We start from the raw sequence: 15,308 nt of genomic DNA, 5'->3' as shown, positions 1-15,308 counted from the left end.
CTCCTCAGTCGCGGTCGCGCGCCCGCTTGAACCGCGCGAGCCCTTCGGCCAGGTCGACGATCGGGTCCGGGTAGTCGACGGCGGACCGGTCCAGTCCTCGCAGCTTCCACGGCTCGTGCACCGCGGCTCCCGGAAGCTCCCGCAGCTCGGGCACCCAGCGCCGCACATACGCACCGTCCGGGTCGTAGCGCTTGGCCTGGGTGACGGGGTTGAGGACCCGGTTCGGCCGGCTGTCGGTGCCCGTTCCGGCCATCCACTGCCAGTTGAGCTGATTGTTGGCGACGTCGCCGTCGACCAGCAGGTCCAGGAAGTGCCGGGCGCCGACCCGCCAGTCGACGTACAGCGTCTTGGCGAGGAAGCTCGCGGTCAGCAGACGGCCGCGGTTGTGCATCCAGCCCTCGTGCCGCAGCTGGCGCATGGCGGCATCGACGACCGGGTACCCGGTGCGGCCCTCCCGCCAGGCCTCGACGTCCTCCCGCGCGGTGCGCTCCGACCGCCAACGGTCGCGTTTGGTGCGGTAGTCGGCGGTGGACGCGCCCGGCCGCGCGGCGAGGACCTGCCGGTGGAAGTCGCGCCACGCGACCTGTCGTACGAAGGCCTCGGCGCCCGGGCCGCCCACACCGCGCGCCCGCCGGACGAGCTCGACGGGGGAGAGGGTGCCGAAGTGCAGATGGGGCGAGAGGCGGGAGGTCGCGTCGCCCGCGAGGTCGTCGTGGCGGTCCTCGTAGTCGGTGATGCCGGCCCGTAGCCAGGCGGTGAGCCGTCTCCTGCCCTCCTTCTCGCCCCCGGGGGCAAGTCCCGGCGAGACACCCGACAGGTCCTCGCGGGAGGGAAGTGCCTCGGACCCGACCGCGTCCGGGACCCGCACGGACCGGGGCGCGTCGAGCGTGTCGCGCAGCGGCCGACGCGACCACTGCCCGAAGTACGGCGTGAACACGGCGAAGTGGCCCGACGAGGCCGGGGTCACCTCCCCGGGCGCGACCACCGTGGTCACCGTGTCGTGCACGTGCAGCCGCAGCCCCTCCGCCTCCAGAGCGCGCCGCAGCCGCCCCTCGCGCCGGTGGGCGTGGGCGCTGACGTCGGCCGCCATGTGCACCTCGTCGGCGTCCGCCTCGGCGGCGACCTTGCACACCTCCTCGACGAGGTCACCGGAGCGCAGGACCAGCCGGCCGCCCCGCTCGCGCAGGCCCGCGTCGAGGTCCCGCAGGCAGTCGGCGAGGAAGGCCAGCCGGTTCGGTACGGCGAACCCGGCGGCGTCCACCGCCCGGTCCCGGACGAAGAGCGGAACCACCTCGCGGGAGCCGTGCGAACCACGGGAGCCGTCGAGGGCCGCACGCAGCGGCGGATGGTCGTGCAGCCGCAGGTCGGCGGTGAACAGGACGACGGAGACGTTCATGGGGCGAACTCCGGAAAGGAGAATGGATCGGGTACCGATGTGCTTCGGTGCGGACGGAGCTTTCGGACGCGCGTGTCAGCGAATCGGCGCCCGCTCCCGCGTGTGGACGACCGCGCCCGTCTGTGCCGCCCGTGCGATGTTGCGGGCCATGCCGCCGAAGACCACGGCGTGAAAGGGGGAGACGCTCCACCAGTAGGCCTGGCCCAGCAGCCCGCGCGGATGGAACAGGGCGCGCTGGCGATAGCGGGTGCGGCCGTCGCCGTCCGTCTCGCAGCGCATCTCCAGCCAGGCAAGGCCCGGCAGCCGCATCTCGGCCCGCAGCCGCAGCAGCCGGCCCCGCTCGATCTCCTCCACCCGCCAGAAGTCCAGCGAGTCGCCCACGCGCAGCCGCGTCGCGTCCCGGCGCCCGCGCCGCAGCCCGACCCCGCCGACCAGCCGGTCCAGCCATCCGCGCACCGCCCAGGCGAGCGGGAAGGAGTACCAGCCGTTCTCGCCGCCGATGCCCTCGACGACCCGCCACAGTGCCTCGGGCGAGGCGTCGACGGTCAGTTCCCGGCAGTCGGTGTAGAGGCTTCCGCCGGCCCAGTCGGGGTCGGTGGGAAGGGGGTCGCTGGGGACGCCGGGCACGGAGGCGGACGACCACCGGGTCGTCACCCGGGCGTCCCGCACGCGCTGGAGGGCCAGCCGCACCGCCGCGTCGAAGCCGAGGGGACAGCCAGGGGGATCGGGCACGTGGCGGGCGATGTCGTGCTCGTGGCAGACGACCTCGTGCCGCAGCGACTCGGTGAGGGGACGGGCGATGGACGCCGGCACGGGCGTGACCAGACCCACCCAAAGGCTGGACAGACCCGGGGTGAGCACGGGGAGAGGGATAATGAACCGGCGCGGCAGACCCGCGACCGCCGCGTACCTGAGCATCATCTCCCGGTAGGTCAGGACGTCCGGCCCGCCGATGTCGAAGGCGCGGTTGACGTCGTCCGGCATACGGGCGCTGCCGACGAGGGCCCGCAGCACGTCCCGTACGGCCACGGGCTGGATGCGGGTGTGCACCCAGCTCGGGGTGACCATCACCGGGAGACGCTCGGTGAGGTAGCGCAGCATCTCGAAGGAGGCCGAGCCCGATCCGATGATCACCGCCGCCCGCAGCACGGTGGCCGGGACCCCGGAGTCGAGCAGGATCCGGCCGACCTCGGCCCGTGAGCGCAGATGCGGCGACAGCGCGTGCAGGGGCACCCCGGCCGGGGTGAGACCGCCGAGGTAGACGATGCGGCGCACCCCCGCCGCGTGGGCCCGCTCGGCGAACACGCGTGCCGCCCTGCGGTCGGTCTCCTCGAAGTCGTCACCGGTGCCGAGCGCGTGCACCAGGTAGTAGGCGACGTCCACGTCCCGCATGGCCTCGGCGACCGAGTCGGCGTCCGTGACGTCTCCCCGTACCGCTTCGGCGTCGTCGGCCCACGGGTGGCCGCGCAGCCGGTCGGGGGAGCGGGCGAGGCAGCGCACCCGGTATCCGGCGGCGAGCAGTTCCGGGACGAGCCGGCCGCCGATGTACCCCGTGGCACCGGTCACCAGACAGCGCGGCCCCTCGCGCAGGTCGTCACCCTTCATCAGTTCTCGGCCCTTCGTGTCGGCGTCCCTCTGCGGATCACTTCCCCGGAGGGACCGGCATCGGATGCGGCGAAAGAGTGTTCGTCTCCGGCCGGGTCACGACGGTATGAACAGGGATGGACATGGACACGGCGATCCAGGGCAGGCGAGCAGAGAGGAACGGTCCGTTCGACTCGACGGTGGACATCGGAGGTGCTGCCGCTATGGGCGCGAAGGTGTTGGAGCGGTTTCCTGCGGGAGCTCCGCGCGGATCGTGGCCGGCGGAGGAGTACGCGGCGGCTCGCCGTGCGCAGGGCGAACCCGCGACCGTGGTCATGGACCTGAAGGCCGATGCCTTCCTGGTCGTGATCCCGTCGCCCGAGGACGACTGACCGGGCGCCGCGCGGCACCGACCACGGCCGCCCGGTCCCTCACCGGTCCGACAGCCGCCGGGACCGGCGCACGAACACCGTGTGCAGATCCCGCGCGGCCTGCGGCACCGACTCCGCCCTGCGCCGCCGCAGCATCAGCAGCACGCGGGTCGTGTCGCCGGTGATCGGTCGGTGGGTGATCGCACCGAGCCGCTCCAGAGGGTCCCCGGCCACGCTGAAGTCCGGCAGGACCGTCGCACCCAGCCCCTCGGCGACCATCAGCTTGCCCATCTCCGCGCCGTCGGTCGAGTACGCGAAGACCGGCCCGCGGCCGTCCAGGAGCCGGTGCACATAGCGGTGCATCACATAGCCCGACCGCATGCCGATCAGCGGCTCGCCGACCAGGTCGTCCGCCGACACCGAGGTCAGGGACGCGAGCGGGCTGTCCGGGCGCACGCACACCACCGGCCGGCCGCGCAGCAGCTCCGTGGACTCGAAGTCGGCGGGCATGTCGTCGCCCTCCAGGTGGTTCACCAGGCCCAGGTCGAAGGCGCCTTCCAGCAGCGCCCGGTGGATGTCCGTCTGCTGCGCGCCCACCACCTCGACCTGGGTGAGGGGATGCGCCGCGCGGAACTCCCGCACCACCGGGATGAGCAGCGCAACGGTCGCCGCGTTCACCGTGCCGACCCGCACCATGCGGCTGATGCGATGCTGCTCGCCCGCCGCCGCCCGCAGCCGGTCCACCGCGTCCAGGACGTCGATGATGTGGGGCAGCAGTTCACGGCCCGAAGCGCTCATCGTCGCTCCGGAGCGCTTGCGTTCGAGCAGATCCACCCCCAGTTCGCGTTCCAGGTTGCGGACGGTCTCACTCAACGCGGGCTGCGAAAGGCGGAGTTCGTCGGCGGCCCGGCGCAGCGAACCGAGCCGTGTCACCGCCGCGATGTATTCCAGCTGTTCCGTTCGCACGTCTGAAGAATGCGGGCCCCTTCGACAACTGTTCAAGGGTTCCCCTGTCACACCTTCGTGAAATTCAATGGTCCGCGATACGAGACCGGTCGGGTTTACCTTGACGGCCGTGACCGGCGGCTGCCACGATCGACGACATGAAGATGCGACTGGACCTCACGCGGCGACGCCATGTCGACCTCGCGCGCGTCTCCAGCGCCTCCTGTTGCGCCGCGGCCTGATCGCCCTCCCGGGGATCCGCCGCGCTTTCCTCTTTTCCCGCCGGAATTCACCGCGCCCGCGCACCCCTTGAACACTGTCACGGGGCCTGCACCGGCATTGAATTCGGCGTGCTCGAAAACATTCCGCAACAGGAGTTCCGCATGCCCGCAGAGCCCGTGAAATTCGCCTACTGGGTCCCCAACGTCAGCGGGGGACTGGTCACCAGCAAGATCGAGCAGCGCACCGACTGGGGGTACGAGTACAACCGCGAACTCGCCGTCCTCGCCGAGAACAACGGCTTTGACTACGCCCTCAGCCAGGTCCGCTACATGGCGAGCTACGGCGCCGAGTACCAGCACGAGTCGACCAGCTTCAGCCTCGCCCTCCTCCTCGCCACCCAGCGCCTGAAGGTCATCGCCGCCGTCCACCCCGGCCTGTGGCACCCCGGCGTGCTGGCCAAGCTCGGCGCCACCGCCGACCACCTCTCGCACGGCCGCTTCGCGGTCAACGTCGTCTCCGGCTGGTTCAAGGGCGAGTTCACCGCCCTCGGCGAACCGTGGCTGGAACACGACGAACGCTACCGCCGCTCCGAGGAGTTCATCCGCGCCCTGCGCCAGATCTGGACCGAGGACCACACCGAACTCGCCGGTGACTTCTACCGGTTGCGCGACTTCTCCCTCAAGCCCAAGCCGCTCAACACCCCCGAGCGCCCCCACCCGGAGATCTTCCAGGGCGGCAACTCCAGCGCCGCCCGCCGCATGGCCGGCCGGGTCTCCGACTGGTACTTCTCCAACGGCAAGGACTTCGACGGGGTGACCGAGCAGATCGCCGACGTGCGCAAGTCCGCCGCAGAAGCCGGCCGTACGGCCCCGAAGTTCGGCCTCAACGGCTTCCTCATCGCCCGCGACACCGAGGCCGAGGCCCGCGACACCCTGCGTGAGATCGTCGCGAAGGCCGACAGTGAGGCCGTGGAGGGCTTCGGCGCGGCCGTGAAGCAGGCCGGCCAGTCCACCGCCGACGGCAAGGGCATGTGGCAGGACTCCTCCTTCGAGGACCTCGTCCAGTACAACGACGGCTTCCGTACGGGGCTCATCGGCACCCCCGAGCAGATCGCGGAGCGCATCGTCGCCTACAAGAAGCTCGGCGTCGACCTGCTCCTCCTCGGCTTCCTCCACTACCACGAGGAGGTCGAGTACTTCGGCAAGCGGGTGCTGCCGCTCGTGCGCGAACTGGAGGCCCAACTCCCGGACGCGGAAGCCGAGTCCGAGTCCGCCCCCGTCCACGCCTGAGCACCCGCACCGCGAAGGAGGTCGTACGCCATGAGCACCGCCACGCCCACCGACTGGACCACCCGCCCCGCCCCGCAGACCGCCCAGGACTGGATCACCCGCGCCGCCGAGGTCGCCGCCGTCCTCGCCACCGACGCCGCCGCCCGCGACCGCGCCGGCGCCACCCCGTACGCCGAGGTCCAACTGCTGAAGGACTCCGGCCTGGTCACCCTGCTCGGGCCCGTCGAGCACGGCGGCGCGGGCCAGGACTGGCCGACCGCCTACCGGGTCGTCCGCGAGGTCGCCAAGGCCGACGGCTCCATCGGCCAGCTCCTCGGCTACCACTACCTGTGGAACTGGGCCGCCCGCCTGGTCGGCACCCGCGAACAGTGGGAGCACGTCGAGGCCGAGGCCGCACGGGGCCGCTGGTTCTTCGGCGGGGCCGTCAACCCCCGCGACAAGGACGTCGTCGTCACCGAGGACGGGGACGATCTCGTCTTCACCGGCCGCAAGTCCTTCTCCACCGGCAGCAAGGTCTCCGACGTCACCGTGCTCGAAGGCGTCCTCGAAGGCACCGACCGGCATGTCTTCGCGATCGTGCCCTCCGACAGCGAGGGCCTGGTCTTCCACGACGACTGGGACAACATCGGCCAGCGGCTCACCGAGAGCGGCAGCGTCACCCTCGACGGCGTCCGCACCCCGTGGTCCACGGCGGCCGGCTACGTCGACAAGGAGTTCCAGCCGCGCACCTACAACACCCTCAACGTCCCCACCATCCAGCTCGTCTTCGTCAACTTCTACCTCGGCATCGCCGGCGGCGCCCTGGAGACCGCCGCCACCTACACCCGCACCAAGTCCCGCTCGTGGCTGCACAGCGGCCACGACCGGGCGGTCGACGAGCCGTACGTCATCGACACCTACGGCGACCTGACCGCGAAGCTCTGGGCGGTCGAGGCGCTCGCCGACGCCGTCGCCGCCGAGGGCCAGAAGCTGCATGACGACCCGGACGCGGTCACCGCGCAGACCCGCGGCGACTTCGAGGTACGGGTCGCCGCGGTCAAGGCCCGCGCGACGGACGTCGCCCTGGAGATCGGCAACCGGATCTTCGAGGTCACCGGCGCCCGCTCCACCGCCTCCGCCGACGGACTCGACCGGTTCTGGCGCAACGTGCGCACCCACACCCTGCACGACCCCGTCGCCTACAAGCGCCGCGAGGTCGGCCGCTGGGTCCTGGAGGGCGAACTGCCCGAGCCCACCTGGTACTCCTGACCGCTTCCGCCGGGGCGCCCGTGCCGCACGGGTGCCCCGGGCTCCCAGAAAGAGAAACCATGGCCACCGTCCTGTCCGTCTCCGGCAGCCCCTCCGTCTCCTCCCGCACCAACCGCCTGCTGCGCCACCTGGACCAGCGGCTCGCCGCACAGGGGCACGAGGTGATCCCGCTCGACGTCCGCACGATCCCCGCCGAGGCCCTGCTGGGAGCGGATTTCCGGCACCCGGCGATCGTCGAGGCCACCGAGCTGTTCGAGCGGGCCGACGGCGTCGTGGTCGGCACCCCCGTCTACAAGGCGTCGTACTCCGGCGTCCTCAAGGCGCTCCTCGACCTGCTCCCGCAGTACGCCCTCACCGGCAAGACCGTGCTTCCGCTCGCCACCGGCGGCAGCATCGCCCATGTGCTGGCCATCGACTACGCCCTGCGTCCCGTCCTCACCTCCATGGGCGCGGCCCACATCGTGCAGGGCTGGTTCACCCTCGACAAGGACATCACCGTGCACGAGGACGGCTCGTTGAGCGTCGTGCCGAGCGCCACCGAGGCGCTCACCCAGGTCGTCGACCAGTTCTCGGTGGCCCTCGGGCGCACCCCGCTCCTGGCCGCGGCGGGCTGAGCGTGATGTCCGCTCACGTCATCGCCGACGAGGCCGAGGCCCTCGCGGTCGCAGCCGCGCTGGCCGACGAGTTCCGCGCGGGCGCCGCGGAACGCGACGCCGGGCGGCGCCTGCCACGCGCGGAGTTGGACAGACTGTCGCGGTCCGGCCTGCTCGCCGTCACCGTCCCCGGCGAGCACGGCGGTGCGGACGTGGGCGCCGGGACCCTCGTCGAGATCTTCCGGCTGCTCGCCTCGGCCGACGCCAGCCTCGCCCAGATCCCGCAGAGCCACTTCGCCTACGTCAACGTGATCCGCCGTCAGGGCACGCCCGAGCAGCAGAAGTTCTTCTTCGCCGAACTCCTGGCCGGCCGCCGCCTCGGCAACGCCCAGTCGGAGGCGGGCACCCGGCACGTCCAGGACATCCGCACCCGACTGGAACGACGCCCCGACGGCTCGTACGTCCTCAGCGGCGTCAAGCACTACTCCACCGGCGCCCTCTTCGCCGACTGGATCCCCGTGCTGGCCCACGCCGAGGACGACAACCTGCACGTCGCCTACGTGCCACGAAACGCCCCCGGCCTCACGGTGATCGACGACTGGGACGGCCTCGGCCAGCGTACGACGGCCAGCGGCACCGTCCGCCTGGACGACGTCCCCGTACCGGCCGACCGGGTCCTGCCCCACCACCTCACCTTCCGCGGACCTCAACTCCACGGTGCAGTGGCGCAGTTGCTGCACGCCGCCATCGACGCCGGAATCGCCGGCGGAGCACTGGCCGAGGCCGCGGAGTTCGTGCGGACCAAGAGCCGGCCGTGGTTCGAGAGCGGGGTCGACACGGCTGCCGAGGACCCGCTGCTGATCCAGCGGTTCGGCGAACTCGCCCTGCAGGTACGGGCGTCCGAGGCACTGCTGCGGGAGGCCGCCCGCGCGGTGGACGCGGCGCGGGCCGACCTCACCGACGACTCGGCGGCCGAGGCGTCCATCGCGGTCGCCGCGGCGAAGGTGCAGGCCGGACACGCCGCCGTGGACGTCGCGAGCGCCGTCTTCGAGGTGTCCGGCACCCGCTCCGCCCTCAACTCACTGAACCTGCACCGCCATTGGCGCGACGCCCGCACCCACACCCTGCACGACCCGGCCCGCTGGAAGATCCAGCACATCGGCCGGTACGTGCTCAGCGGCACACGGCCACCCCGTCACGGCCTGCTGTAGACAGACGGACATTCCTGATCGGAGACCCCACGTGTCCCTCACCTTCCACTGGTTCCTCCCCACCAACGGCGACAGCCGCCATGTCGTCGGCGGCGGCCACGGCACCCCGGCCACCGCCTCCGGCCGGGACCGGCCGCCGACGGTCGCCTACCTGAGCCAGATCGCCCGCGCCGCGGAGGACCTGGGCTTCGTGGGCGCGCTCACCCCCACTGGAGCCTGGTGCGAGGACGCGTGGCTGACAACGGCGATGGTCGCCCAGCAGAGCGAGCGCCTGAAGTTCCTCGTCGCCTTCCGGCCCGGCTTCGTCTCGCCGACCCTCGCCGCGCAGATGGCGTCCACCTTCCAGCGGCAGACCGGCGGACGGCTGCTCCTCAACGTCGTCACCGGCGGCGAGAGCCACGAGCAGCGCGCCTACGGCGACTTCCTCGACAAGGACGACCGGTATCGGCGTACCGGCGAATTCCTCCAGATCGTACGGGAGTTGTGGGAGGGCAAGACCGTCGACCTGAAGGGCGAGCACCTCCAGGTCGAGGACGCGAAGCTGGCCCGGGTCCCCGACCCGGTGCCCGAGGTGTACTTCGGTGGATCCTCGCCCATCGCAGGAGAGATCGCCGCCCGGCACGTCGACGTCTACCTCACCTGGGGCGAGCCGCCCGCCCAGGTCGCCGAGAAGATCGCGTGGATCCGGACACTGGCCGCGAAGGAGGGGCGCACCGTGCGCTTCGGCATCCGGCTGCACGTCATCACCCGCGACACCTCCGAGCAGGCGTGGGCGGAGGCGGACCGGCTGCTGGAGGGCTTCGACGCGGAGACCGTGAGGTCCGTACAGGCCGGGCTCTCCCGCAGCGAGTCCGAGGGGCAGCAGCGGATGCTCGCGCTGCACGGCGGCAGCCGGGACCGGCTGGAGATCCATCCCAACCTCTGGGCGGGGATCGGGCTGGTGCGCGGGGGCGCGGGGACCGCGCTGGTCGGCAGCCATGAGGAGGTGGCCGAGCGGATCAAGGAATATGCCGCGCTGGGCATCGAGGAGTTCGTGCTGTCCGGGTATCCGCACTTGGAGGAGGCCTATTGGTTCGGGGAGGGTGTGCTGCCTCGGCTGGCCCGCGAGGGTGTGTGGAAGCATCCGGTCGCCCGCCAGGCGCCGTCGGTGCAGGTGCCGTTCGCCGGATGAGTGGGGTGGTTTCTGTTGTTCGGCGGGGGCGGGTTGTGGGTGGCCTTTCGCGCCCCGCGGCGGAGCCGCATATCGATACAGCCCCGCGCCCCTAACCAGCCAGGGCGTTGAGATGTGCCCTTCGTGATTCCCTGGTCTGGCCCTGGACCAGGAGGAACAGGGCCTCGCGGGCCAGGCGCTGGGCCTTGTTGGTGAGGATCATGGTGCGGCCGCCGCCGGTCACCACCGCCGCCGTGGTGGCCGTGCGCAGCAGTTCGAACGACTGGGTGCGCAGGGCCAGCCGTTCCTCCTCGTGCTCCTGCGCGACGGAGTGGTCGGCGAGGGCGTAGGCCCTCCCGCGGATCTCGTGGAGGCGGGCACGCAACGGGGCCGCCGTGTCGTCGTCCAGGAGGCCGAGGGCCGTCTCCGTGATACCGAAGGCCGCGGGTGAGGCGTTGAGGGTCCTCGCGCGGTCGGACGCGGCCCACTCGGCGTACGGTCGGCGCAGGACCACGGACTCCTCGGGCAGCCAGAGGCCGTCCAGCTGCAGTGCGACCGTCCGCGAGGCGGTGAGAGCCGCGAGCCGCATCGGTGCCGACGCCCGCAGGCCCGGCTGCTCCCGTGCCTCCGTGAAGGCGAAGAACGCCTCGTCGGCGTCGGTGATTCCGGCGAGCAGCATCACGTCGTTCAGGCCCCAGCCGGTGTACCAGGGCACCGTGCCGTCGAAGCGCCAGCCGGAGCGCTCGCGGGTCACCCGTACCGGGGTGCGCGGGTGAGCGCGCAGGTGGGCGTAGGCCACGCCGGACAGCAGCTCGCCGCGGGCCAGCGGGCCGAGCAGGCGCTCGCGTACGGCGGACTCGCTCTTCGTCAGCGTCGCCACCGGCGTGTGGTGCTGGGTCTGTACGAACCACGTCGAACAGCACGCCCCGGCCAGGATCTCCGCCGTTTCCCGGGCCACCGCGGCGGGCGCGTCCGCACCGCCGTACTCCTTCGGCGCGCTCACGCCGAGCAGCCCGGACCGCCTGATCTCCGCGATGTGCTCATCGGGTACGCCCTCCTGGTCGACGCGCTCCGCGTGCGGCGCGAGCAGGTCGTTCGCCAGCTGCCGCGCACGGCCGACGAGGGGGTGCGGTGTTGTGGTCATGGGACGATTCTTCGGTGTCGCGGGGCGGGGTGTCGATCGGGCCGCCTGCCGTTCGTGTAGGAGGTGAGACAAGCCGAGCGAACCACCCGACGCCAAGGAGACCGTCATGAAGTACTACCTGCTCAGCGTGGTCCAGCCCAGCGAGGGTGAGCCGCCCTCGGCCGAGGCGCTCGCGGAGATCAAGCGCAATCTCGAGACCTTCCACCAGGAGCTGCGCGAGGCAGGCGCCTGGGTCTTCGCCGCCGGACTGCACGGCCCCGAGACGGCCACCGTGCTGCGGCCCGGCGGCGGCGACGTGCTGATCACCGACGGCCCGTACGCCGAGGGCAAGGAGTACCTGGGCGGCATCTGCCTGATCAAGGCTCCCGACCTGGACGCGGCCCTGGAGTGGGGCCGCCGGGCGACCTGGGCCACCACACTTCCCATTGAGGTGCGCCCCTTCATGGGCGAGGCCTGATGCCGCTCGACGTCGAGGCCGTCTTCCGCGCGGAGTACGGCCGAGCGGTCGCCGTCCTCGTCCGTTTCCTCGGCGACATCGATCTCGCCGAGGAAGCGGTCCAGGACGCCTTCACAACGGCCGTACGGACGTGGCCGGACACCGGGCCGCCCCCCAGCCCCGCGGGCTGGATCATCACCACCGCACGCAACCGCGCGGTCGACCGCCTGCGCCGCGAGTCCACCCGGGACGCCCGCCACGCCGAGGCCGCCCTGCTGTACGCGCCCGACGCACCGGAGCAGGAGGGCCCCGTGCGCGACGACCGACTCCGTCTGATCTTCACCTGCTGCCATCCCGCCCTCGCCGCCCAGGCCCAGGTCGCCCTGACCCTGCGTCTCCTCGGCGGGCTCACCACCGCCCAGATCGCGCGTGCCTTCCTCGTGCCCGAACCGACGATGGCCCAGCGCCTGGTCCGGGCCAAGGCGAAGATCCGTGACGCCGGGATTCCCTACCGCGTGCCCCGCGACGCCGACCTGCCCGACCGGCTGCGAGGCGCCCTCGCGGTCGTCTACCTGATCTTCAACGAGGGGTACACGGGCGACGCCGAGCTGTGCGCCGAAGCCGTACGGCTGGGCCGGCTCCTCGCCGAGCTGATGCCGGACGAGCCGGAGGTGACCGGGCTGCTGGCGTTGATGCTGCTCGTCGAGTCGCGCCGGCCCGCCCGCTTCACTGCCGAGGGAGAGCTGGTCGCGCTGGGCGAACAGGACCGCACCCGGTGGGACCGCGCCCTTGTCGCCGAGGGCCAGTCGCTCGTGCGCCGCTGTCTGCGCCGCGGCCGGCCCGGCCCGTACCAGATCCAGGCCGCGATCAACGCCGTCCACAGCGACGCGCCGACCGCGGATGCCACGGACTGGGGGCAGATCCTGCGGCTCTACGACCAGCTCATGGCCCTCGCGCCGAGCCCCGTCGTGGCCCTCAACCGCGCCGTCGCCCTCGCCGAGACCGAGGGCCCGGGCCCGGCCCTCGCCGCACTGGACGGCCTCCACCTCGACGGCTACCACGTCTTCCACGCCGTGCGCGCCGACCTGCTGCGCCGCCTGGGCCGCGACACCGAGGCGGTACGGGCGTACGACACCGCTCTCACCCTCGTCGAGAGCGTGGCGGAGCGGGGCTTCCTGGAGCGCCGACGGCAGGAACTCGTCCGTCGGTGAGGGCCAGTCGAAGGGCAGGACCGGGCAGCTCGCGGGTGGCGCCGTCAGCTCATGTCCCGCAACCCCGTGGCCCGGCCCTCCTCGTCCCACTGGACCTCCAGGACCCGTACGACAGCCTCGCGGTCGAGGGGCCCGAACACGTGGGGGAACGAGACGTCGTCGGCGGCCCCGGGCGGCGGGGCGGGAACCGCCTCCTCCCACTCCAGCCGGGCGGTGAGCCGGTCCTCGTCCAGCACCAGGGCCAGCAGCGGCCTCGGCGCGTTCGTGTAGAAGGCGTTGGCGACGGCCAGGGTGGTCCGCTCGTCCGGGGAGCAGTGCACGAAGCCGTCGTCCCCGAGGGAGGCCGGGGTGTAGGGCTGGTCGGGAAGGGCGTTCCAGTCAGCGAACGGGACGAGGTGATAGATCATGGTCCGGTTATACCTGTTGCCGGAACGCGTGTTCGCACCGGTGGAGCGGCCGCAGAACGAGTGGGAGGGCACGGCCGGTTCGGCGCGCCCTCCCACTCGCCGTGGATCAGGCGACGCCGTCCGCGGCGTTGAGGATCGTGGTGGTGACGGCCTCGGGGCTGGAGGCCGGCAGGGCGTGGGAGGCGTTCGGGACGAGCGTGGCCTCCTTGGCGGCCGCACGGTCGGCCATGAAGCGGTGGGCCTCGAGCGGGATGTTGCGGTCCAGCTCAGGGAAGACGAACCAGGAGGGGACGGTCTTCCAGGCGGGCTCACCGGAGGCCTCGTTGAGCGCGGTGTCGCGCAGGGGGCGCTGGGCTGCGGCGTTGAGGGCGGCCTCCTCGGCGGGCAGGTCGGCGGCGAACTGCCGGTGGAAGGCGTCCTGGCGGATGTAGAAGTCGCTGGTGCCGTCCGCCAGGGGCACGACGTCCAGGACGTCGGGCAGGGTGCTGCCGGGGAACTTGCCGGTCAGCTCGCCGATGCTCTCACCGGACTCGGGCGCGAAGGCGGCGACGAACACCAACGCGCGGACCCCGGGCACGTCACGTGCCGCGTTCGAGGCGACCGCTCCGCCGTAGGAGTGGCCGACGAGCACGACCGGCTCCTCGATCGAGGTCAGCAGGCTCCGCAGCGCCTCGGCGTCGCCGGACAGGCTGCGCAGCGGGTTGGCGAACGCGATCACCCGGTGCCCGGCCGCCCGGAGGCGCTCGGTGACGGAGTTCCAGGCGGAGGATTCGGCGAACGCCCCGTGCACGAGAACGACGGTGGGCTTCTTACCGGTCATGGGTCACTTCTCCTGATCATCACGTGCACGACGAGACCTGCTCGACGGGTCACGGAAACCGCCGGCCCGGCGGCACCTGCCGTGCTCCGGCCCCCATCACACCAACGGCCTTTGCACCCGGGTTGCCTCTCCGTGCACGGACATCGCACTGCCCGCGCATGCCGTGCCGAGGACCGACCCTGAGGTCACTCCATGCGGCGCTGGTCCTCCTCGCTCCACGCGCGCGTGTCGCGCGGCGGGACGTAAGGCTCCTCATCGGCCGGCAGGCCACCGGCGACGGCGCGCTGACGGGACAGTTCCGCGTCGAACTCCAGGCCGAGCAGGATCGCGATATTGCTGATCCACAGCCACACCAGGAAGACGATCACTCCCGCGAGGGTGCCGTACGTCTTGTTGTAGGAGGCGAAGTTCGCCACGTAGAACGCGAACCCGGCCGAGGCGATCAACCAGATCACCAGGGCCAGCACACTGCCCGGGGTGATCCACTTGAAGCCGCGGCCCTTCACGTTGGGCGCCGCCCAGTACAGGAGCGCGATCATGACAGTGACAAGAACGACCAGCACCGGCCATTTCACGAACGCCCACACCGTCAGCGCCGTGTCCCCGATGCCCAGCGTCGCACCGGCCTCCCGGGCGAGGCTGCCCGTGAACACCACGATCAGCGCGCTGACGACCGCCAGCACCAGCAGCGACACCGTCACGCCCAGACGGACCGGCAGCACCTTCCAGACCGGGCGCCCCTCCGGAATGTCGTACACGGCGTTGGCCGAGCGGATGAACGCCGCGACGTAGCCGGAGGCCGACCACACCGCCAGCACCAGGCCGACCACGGCCATGATCGAACCGATGCCGCCCCGGCCCTGCAGCTGTTGCACCGCGTCGCTGATGATGTCCCGGGCCGACCCCGGGGCCAGCGTTCTGATGTTGTCCAGGACCTGGTCGGTGGCCGACTTGCCCGCGATGCCGAGCAACGAGACCAGCACGAGGAGGGCCGGGAACATCGCCAGCACGCCGTAGTACGTCAGAGCCGCGGCGCGGTCGGTGAGCTCGTCGTCCTTGAACTCCTTGACCGTCCCCTTGAGCACCGCCATCCAGGACTGCCGGGGCAACTGCGTCGGCTGGTCCGGCGCCCGCTGTTCCGCCTGCGCGAGCCTCTCGGTCTGCGGCTCGCCCTGGGCCTCCGGCTCCCGTTCCCTCTGCTGCTCCGGCTCGACCTGCGCAGATGGTCGGCCGACTCGGTGATCGGATTTCGCATTTCGTCCCATATGGCCGGGGTATCCC

The 15,308-nt window shown here is 71.8% G+C and carries 16 protein-coding genes; 9 read left to right on the top strand and 7 right to left on the bottom strand.

Going from position 1 to position 15,308, the window contains the following annotated elements:
• Positions 1-4 precede the first annotated feature (4 nt).
• Together ACFYWX_RS13415 and ACFYWX_RS13410 are read right to left on the bottom strand one after the other, a co-directional pair.
• Complete coding sequence (locus ACFYWX_RS13415; protein WP_389424122.1) at positions 5-1,396, bottom strand: cryptochrome/photolyase family protein; 1,392 nt, start codon at positions 1,394-1,396, stop codon at positions 5-7.
• Positions 1,397-1,471: 75 nt separating this feature from the next.
• Positions 1,472-3,001, bottom strand: a complete 1,530-nt coding sequence (locus tag ACFYWX_RS13410; RefSeq protein WP_389424121.1) for an SDR family oxidoreductase — start codon at positions 2,999-3,001, stop codon at positions 1,472-1,474.
• 203 nt (positions 3,002-3,204) lie between these two features.
• Between ACFYWX_RS13410 and ACFYWX_RS13405 the strand changes: the two genes are divergently transcribed.
• On the top strand, positions 3,205-3,372 hold the full coding sequence (locus tag ACFYWX_RS13405) for a hypothetical protein (protein WP_389424120.1): 168 nt from the start codon (positions 3,205-3,207) through the stop codon (positions 3,370-3,372).
• Between the two features lie 39 nt (positions 3,373-3,411).
• Here ACFYWX_RS13405 and ACFYWX_RS13400 read toward each other — a convergent pair whose 3' ends face one another.
• A complete protein-coding gene (locus tag ACFYWX_RS13400) occupies positions 3,412-4,317 on the bottom strand; it encodes a LysR family transcriptional regulator (protein ID WP_389424119.1) in 906 nt (301 codons plus the stop codon).
• A 137-nt stretch (positions 4,318-4,454) separates the two neighbouring features.
• Here ACFYWX_RS13400 and ACFYWX_RS13395 point away from each other — a divergent pair, with 137 nt between their 5' ends.
• The 6 genes from ACFYWX_RS13395 to ACFYWX_RS13370 all read left to right on the top strand — a co-directional run bounded on the left by ACFYWX_RS13395 (position 4,455) and on the right by ACFYWX_RS13370 (position 10,030).
• Positions 4,455-4,538: a putative leader peptide gene (locus tag ACFYWX_RS13395; protein WP_350760414.1), complete on the top strand. Its 84-nt coding sequence runs from the start codon at positions 4,455-4,457 to the stop codon at positions 4,536-4,538.
• Positions 4,539-4,679: 141 nt separating this feature from the next.
• On the top strand, positions 4,680-5,807 hold the full coding sequence (gene sfnG / locus ACFYWX_RS13390; RefSeq protein ID WP_389424118.1) for a dimethylsulfone monooxygenase SfnG: 1,128 nt from the start codon (positions 4,680-4,682) through the stop codon (positions 5,805-5,807).
• A gap of 30 nt (positions 5,808-5,837) precedes the next feature.
• The gene (locus ACFYWX_RS13385) at positions 5,838-7,055 is read left to right on the top strand and encodes an acyl-CoA dehydrogenase family protein (RefSeq protein ID WP_389424117.1); all 1,218 of its coding nucleotides are present in this window, start codon (positions 5,838-5,840) and stop codon (positions 7,053-7,055) included.
• Positions 7,056-7,114: 59 nt separating this feature from the next.
• On the top strand, positions 7,115-7,669 hold the full coding sequence (ssuE, locus tag ACFYWX_RS13380; protein WP_389424116.1) for an NADPH-dependent FMN reductase: 555 nt from the start codon (positions 7,115-7,117) through the stop codon (positions 7,667-7,669).
• A 5-nt stretch (positions 7,670-7,674) separates the two neighbouring features.
• The gene (locus ACFYWX_RS13375; protein WP_389424115.1) at positions 7,675-8,859 is read left to right on the top strand and encodes an SfnB family sulfur acquisition oxidoreductase; all 1,185 of its coding nucleotides are present in this window, start codon (positions 7,675-7,677) and stop codon (positions 8,857-8,859) included.
• A gap of 31 nt (positions 8,860-8,890) precedes the next feature.
• Entirely contained in the window at positions 8,891-10,030 is a 1,140-nt protein-coding gene (locus tag ACFYWX_RS13370; protein WP_389424114.1) for an LLM class flavin-dependent oxidoreductase, read from the top strand.
• A 91-nt stretch (positions 10,031-10,121) separates the two neighbouring features.
• Here ACFYWX_RS13370 and ACFYWX_RS13365 read toward each other — a convergent pair whose 3' ends face one another.
• Positions 10,122-11,153, bottom strand: coding sequence for an acyl-CoA dehydrogenase family protein (locus tag ACFYWX_RS13365; protein ID WP_389424113.1), 1,032 nt, complete (start codon positions 11,151-11,153; stop codon positions 10,122-10,124).
• Between the two features lie 106 nt (positions 11,154-11,259).
• On the opposite strand from ACFYWX_RS13365, the gene ACFYWX_RS13360 reads away from it, so the two are divergent.
• Both ACFYWX_RS13360 and ACFYWX_RS13355 read left to right on the top strand, forming a co-directional pair.
• Positions 11,260-11,610 (top strand): YciI family protein, encoded by a 351-nt coding sequence (locus ACFYWX_RS13360; RefSeq protein ID WP_389424112.1) that lies wholly within the window; start codon positions 11,260-11,262, stop codon positions 11,608-11,610.
• A complete protein-coding gene (locus ACFYWX_RS13355) occupies positions 11,610-12,800 on the top strand; it encodes an RNA polymerase sigma factor (RefSeq protein ID WP_389424111.1) in 1,191 nt (396 codons plus the stop codon). The genes ACFYWX_RS13360 and ACFYWX_RS13355 overlap by 1 nt, the downstream gene beginning before the upstream one ends.
• Before the next feature lie 44 nt (positions 12,801-12,844).
• Here the strand turns inward: ACFYWX_RS13355 and ACFYWX_RS13350 are convergent, their stop codons facing one another.
• The 3 genes from ACFYWX_RS13350 to ACFYWX_RS13340 all read right to left on the bottom strand — a co-directional run bounded on the left by ACFYWX_RS13350 (position 12,845) and on the right by ACFYWX_RS13340 (position 15,292).
• Positions 12,845-13,207: a DUF952 domain-containing protein gene (locus tag ACFYWX_RS13350; protein ID WP_389424110.1), complete on the bottom strand. Its 363-nt coding sequence runs from the start codon at positions 13,205-13,207 to the stop codon at positions 12,845-12,847.
• A 106-nt stretch (positions 13,208-13,313) separates the two neighbouring features.
• Entirely contained in the window at positions 13,314-14,027 is a 714-nt protein-coding gene (locus ACFYWX_RS13345; protein ID WP_389424109.1) for an alpha/beta fold hydrolase, read from the bottom strand.
• Positions 14,028-14,212: 185 nt separating this feature from the next.
• The gene (locus tag ACFYWX_RS13340; RefSeq protein WP_389424108.1) at positions 14,213-15,292 is read right to left on the bottom strand and encodes a YihY/virulence factor BrkB family protein; all 1,080 of its coding nucleotides are present in this window, start codon (positions 15,290-15,292) and stop codon (positions 14,213-14,215) included.
• Positions 15,293-15,308 lie beyond the last annotated feature (16 nt).

Origin of the sequence: Streptomyces sp. NPDC002888 (assembly GCF_042888465.1) — a bacterium.
Lineage (GTDB): Bacteria > Actinomycetota > Actinomycetes > Streptomycetales > Streptomycetaceae > Streptomyces.
This window is presented reverse-complemented; position numbering and strand designations above follow the sequence as displayed.

Bases quoted from the DNA above. Each gene is read 5' to 3' on its own strand.
- ACFYWX_RS13375 (WP_389424115.1), top strand. From the start codon at position 7,675: ATGTCCGCTCACGTCATCGCCGACGAGGCCGAGGCCCTCGCGGTCGCA.
- ACFYWX_RS13385 (WP_389424117.1), top strand. From the start codon at position 5,838: ATGAGCACCGCCACGCCCACCGACTGGACCACCCGCCCCGCCCCGCAG.
- ACFYWX_RS13360 (WP_389424112.1), top strand. From the start codon at position 11,260: ATGAAGTACTACCTGCTCAGCGTGGTCCAGCCCAGCGAGGGTGAGCCG.
- ACFYWX_RS13355 (WP_389424111.1), top strand. From the start codon at position 11,610: ATGCCGCTCGACGTCGAGGCCGTCTTCCGCGCGGAGTACGGCCGAGCG.
- ACFYWX_RS13350 (WP_389424110.1), bottom strand. From the start codon at position 13,207: ATGATCTATCACCTCGTCCCGTTCGCTGACTGGAACGCCCTTCCCGAC.
- ACFYWX_RS13365 (WP_389424113.1), bottom strand. From the start codon at position 11,153: ATGACCACAACACCGCACCCCCTCGTCGGCCGTGCGCGGCAGCTGGCG.
- ACFYWX_RS13410 (WP_389424121.1), bottom strand. From the start codon at position 3,001: ATGAAGGGTGACGACCTGCGCGAGGGGCCGCGCTGTCTGGTGACCGGT.
- ACFYWX_RS13415 (WP_389424122.1), bottom strand. From the start codon at position 1,396: ATGAACGTCTCCGTCGTCCTGTTCACCGCCGACCTGCGGCTGCACGAC.
- ACFYWX_RS13345 (WP_389424109.1), bottom strand. From the start codon at position 14,027: ATGACCGGTAAGAAGCCCACCGTCGTTCTCGTGCACGGGGCGTTCGCC.
- ACFYWX_RS13395 (WP_350760414.1), top strand. From the start codon at position 4,455: ATGAAGATGCGACTGGACCTCACGCGGCGACGCCATGTCGACCTCGCG.
- ACFYWX_RS13340 (WP_389424108.1), bottom strand. From the start codon at position 15,292: ATGGGACGAAATGCGAAATCCGATCACCGAGTCGGCCGACCATCTGCG.
- ACFYWX_RS13405 (WP_389424120.1), top strand. From the start codon at position 3,205: ATGGGCGCGAAGGTGTTGGAGCGGTTTCCTGCGGGAGCTCCGCGCGGA.
- sfnG (WP_389424118.1), top strand. From the start codon at position 4,680: ATGCCCGCAGAGCCCGTGAAATTCGCCTACTGGGTCCCCAACGTCAGC.
- ssuE (WP_389424116.1), top strand. From the start codon at position 7,115: ATGGCCACCGTCCTGTCCGTCTCCGGCAGCCCCTCCGTCTCCTCCCGC.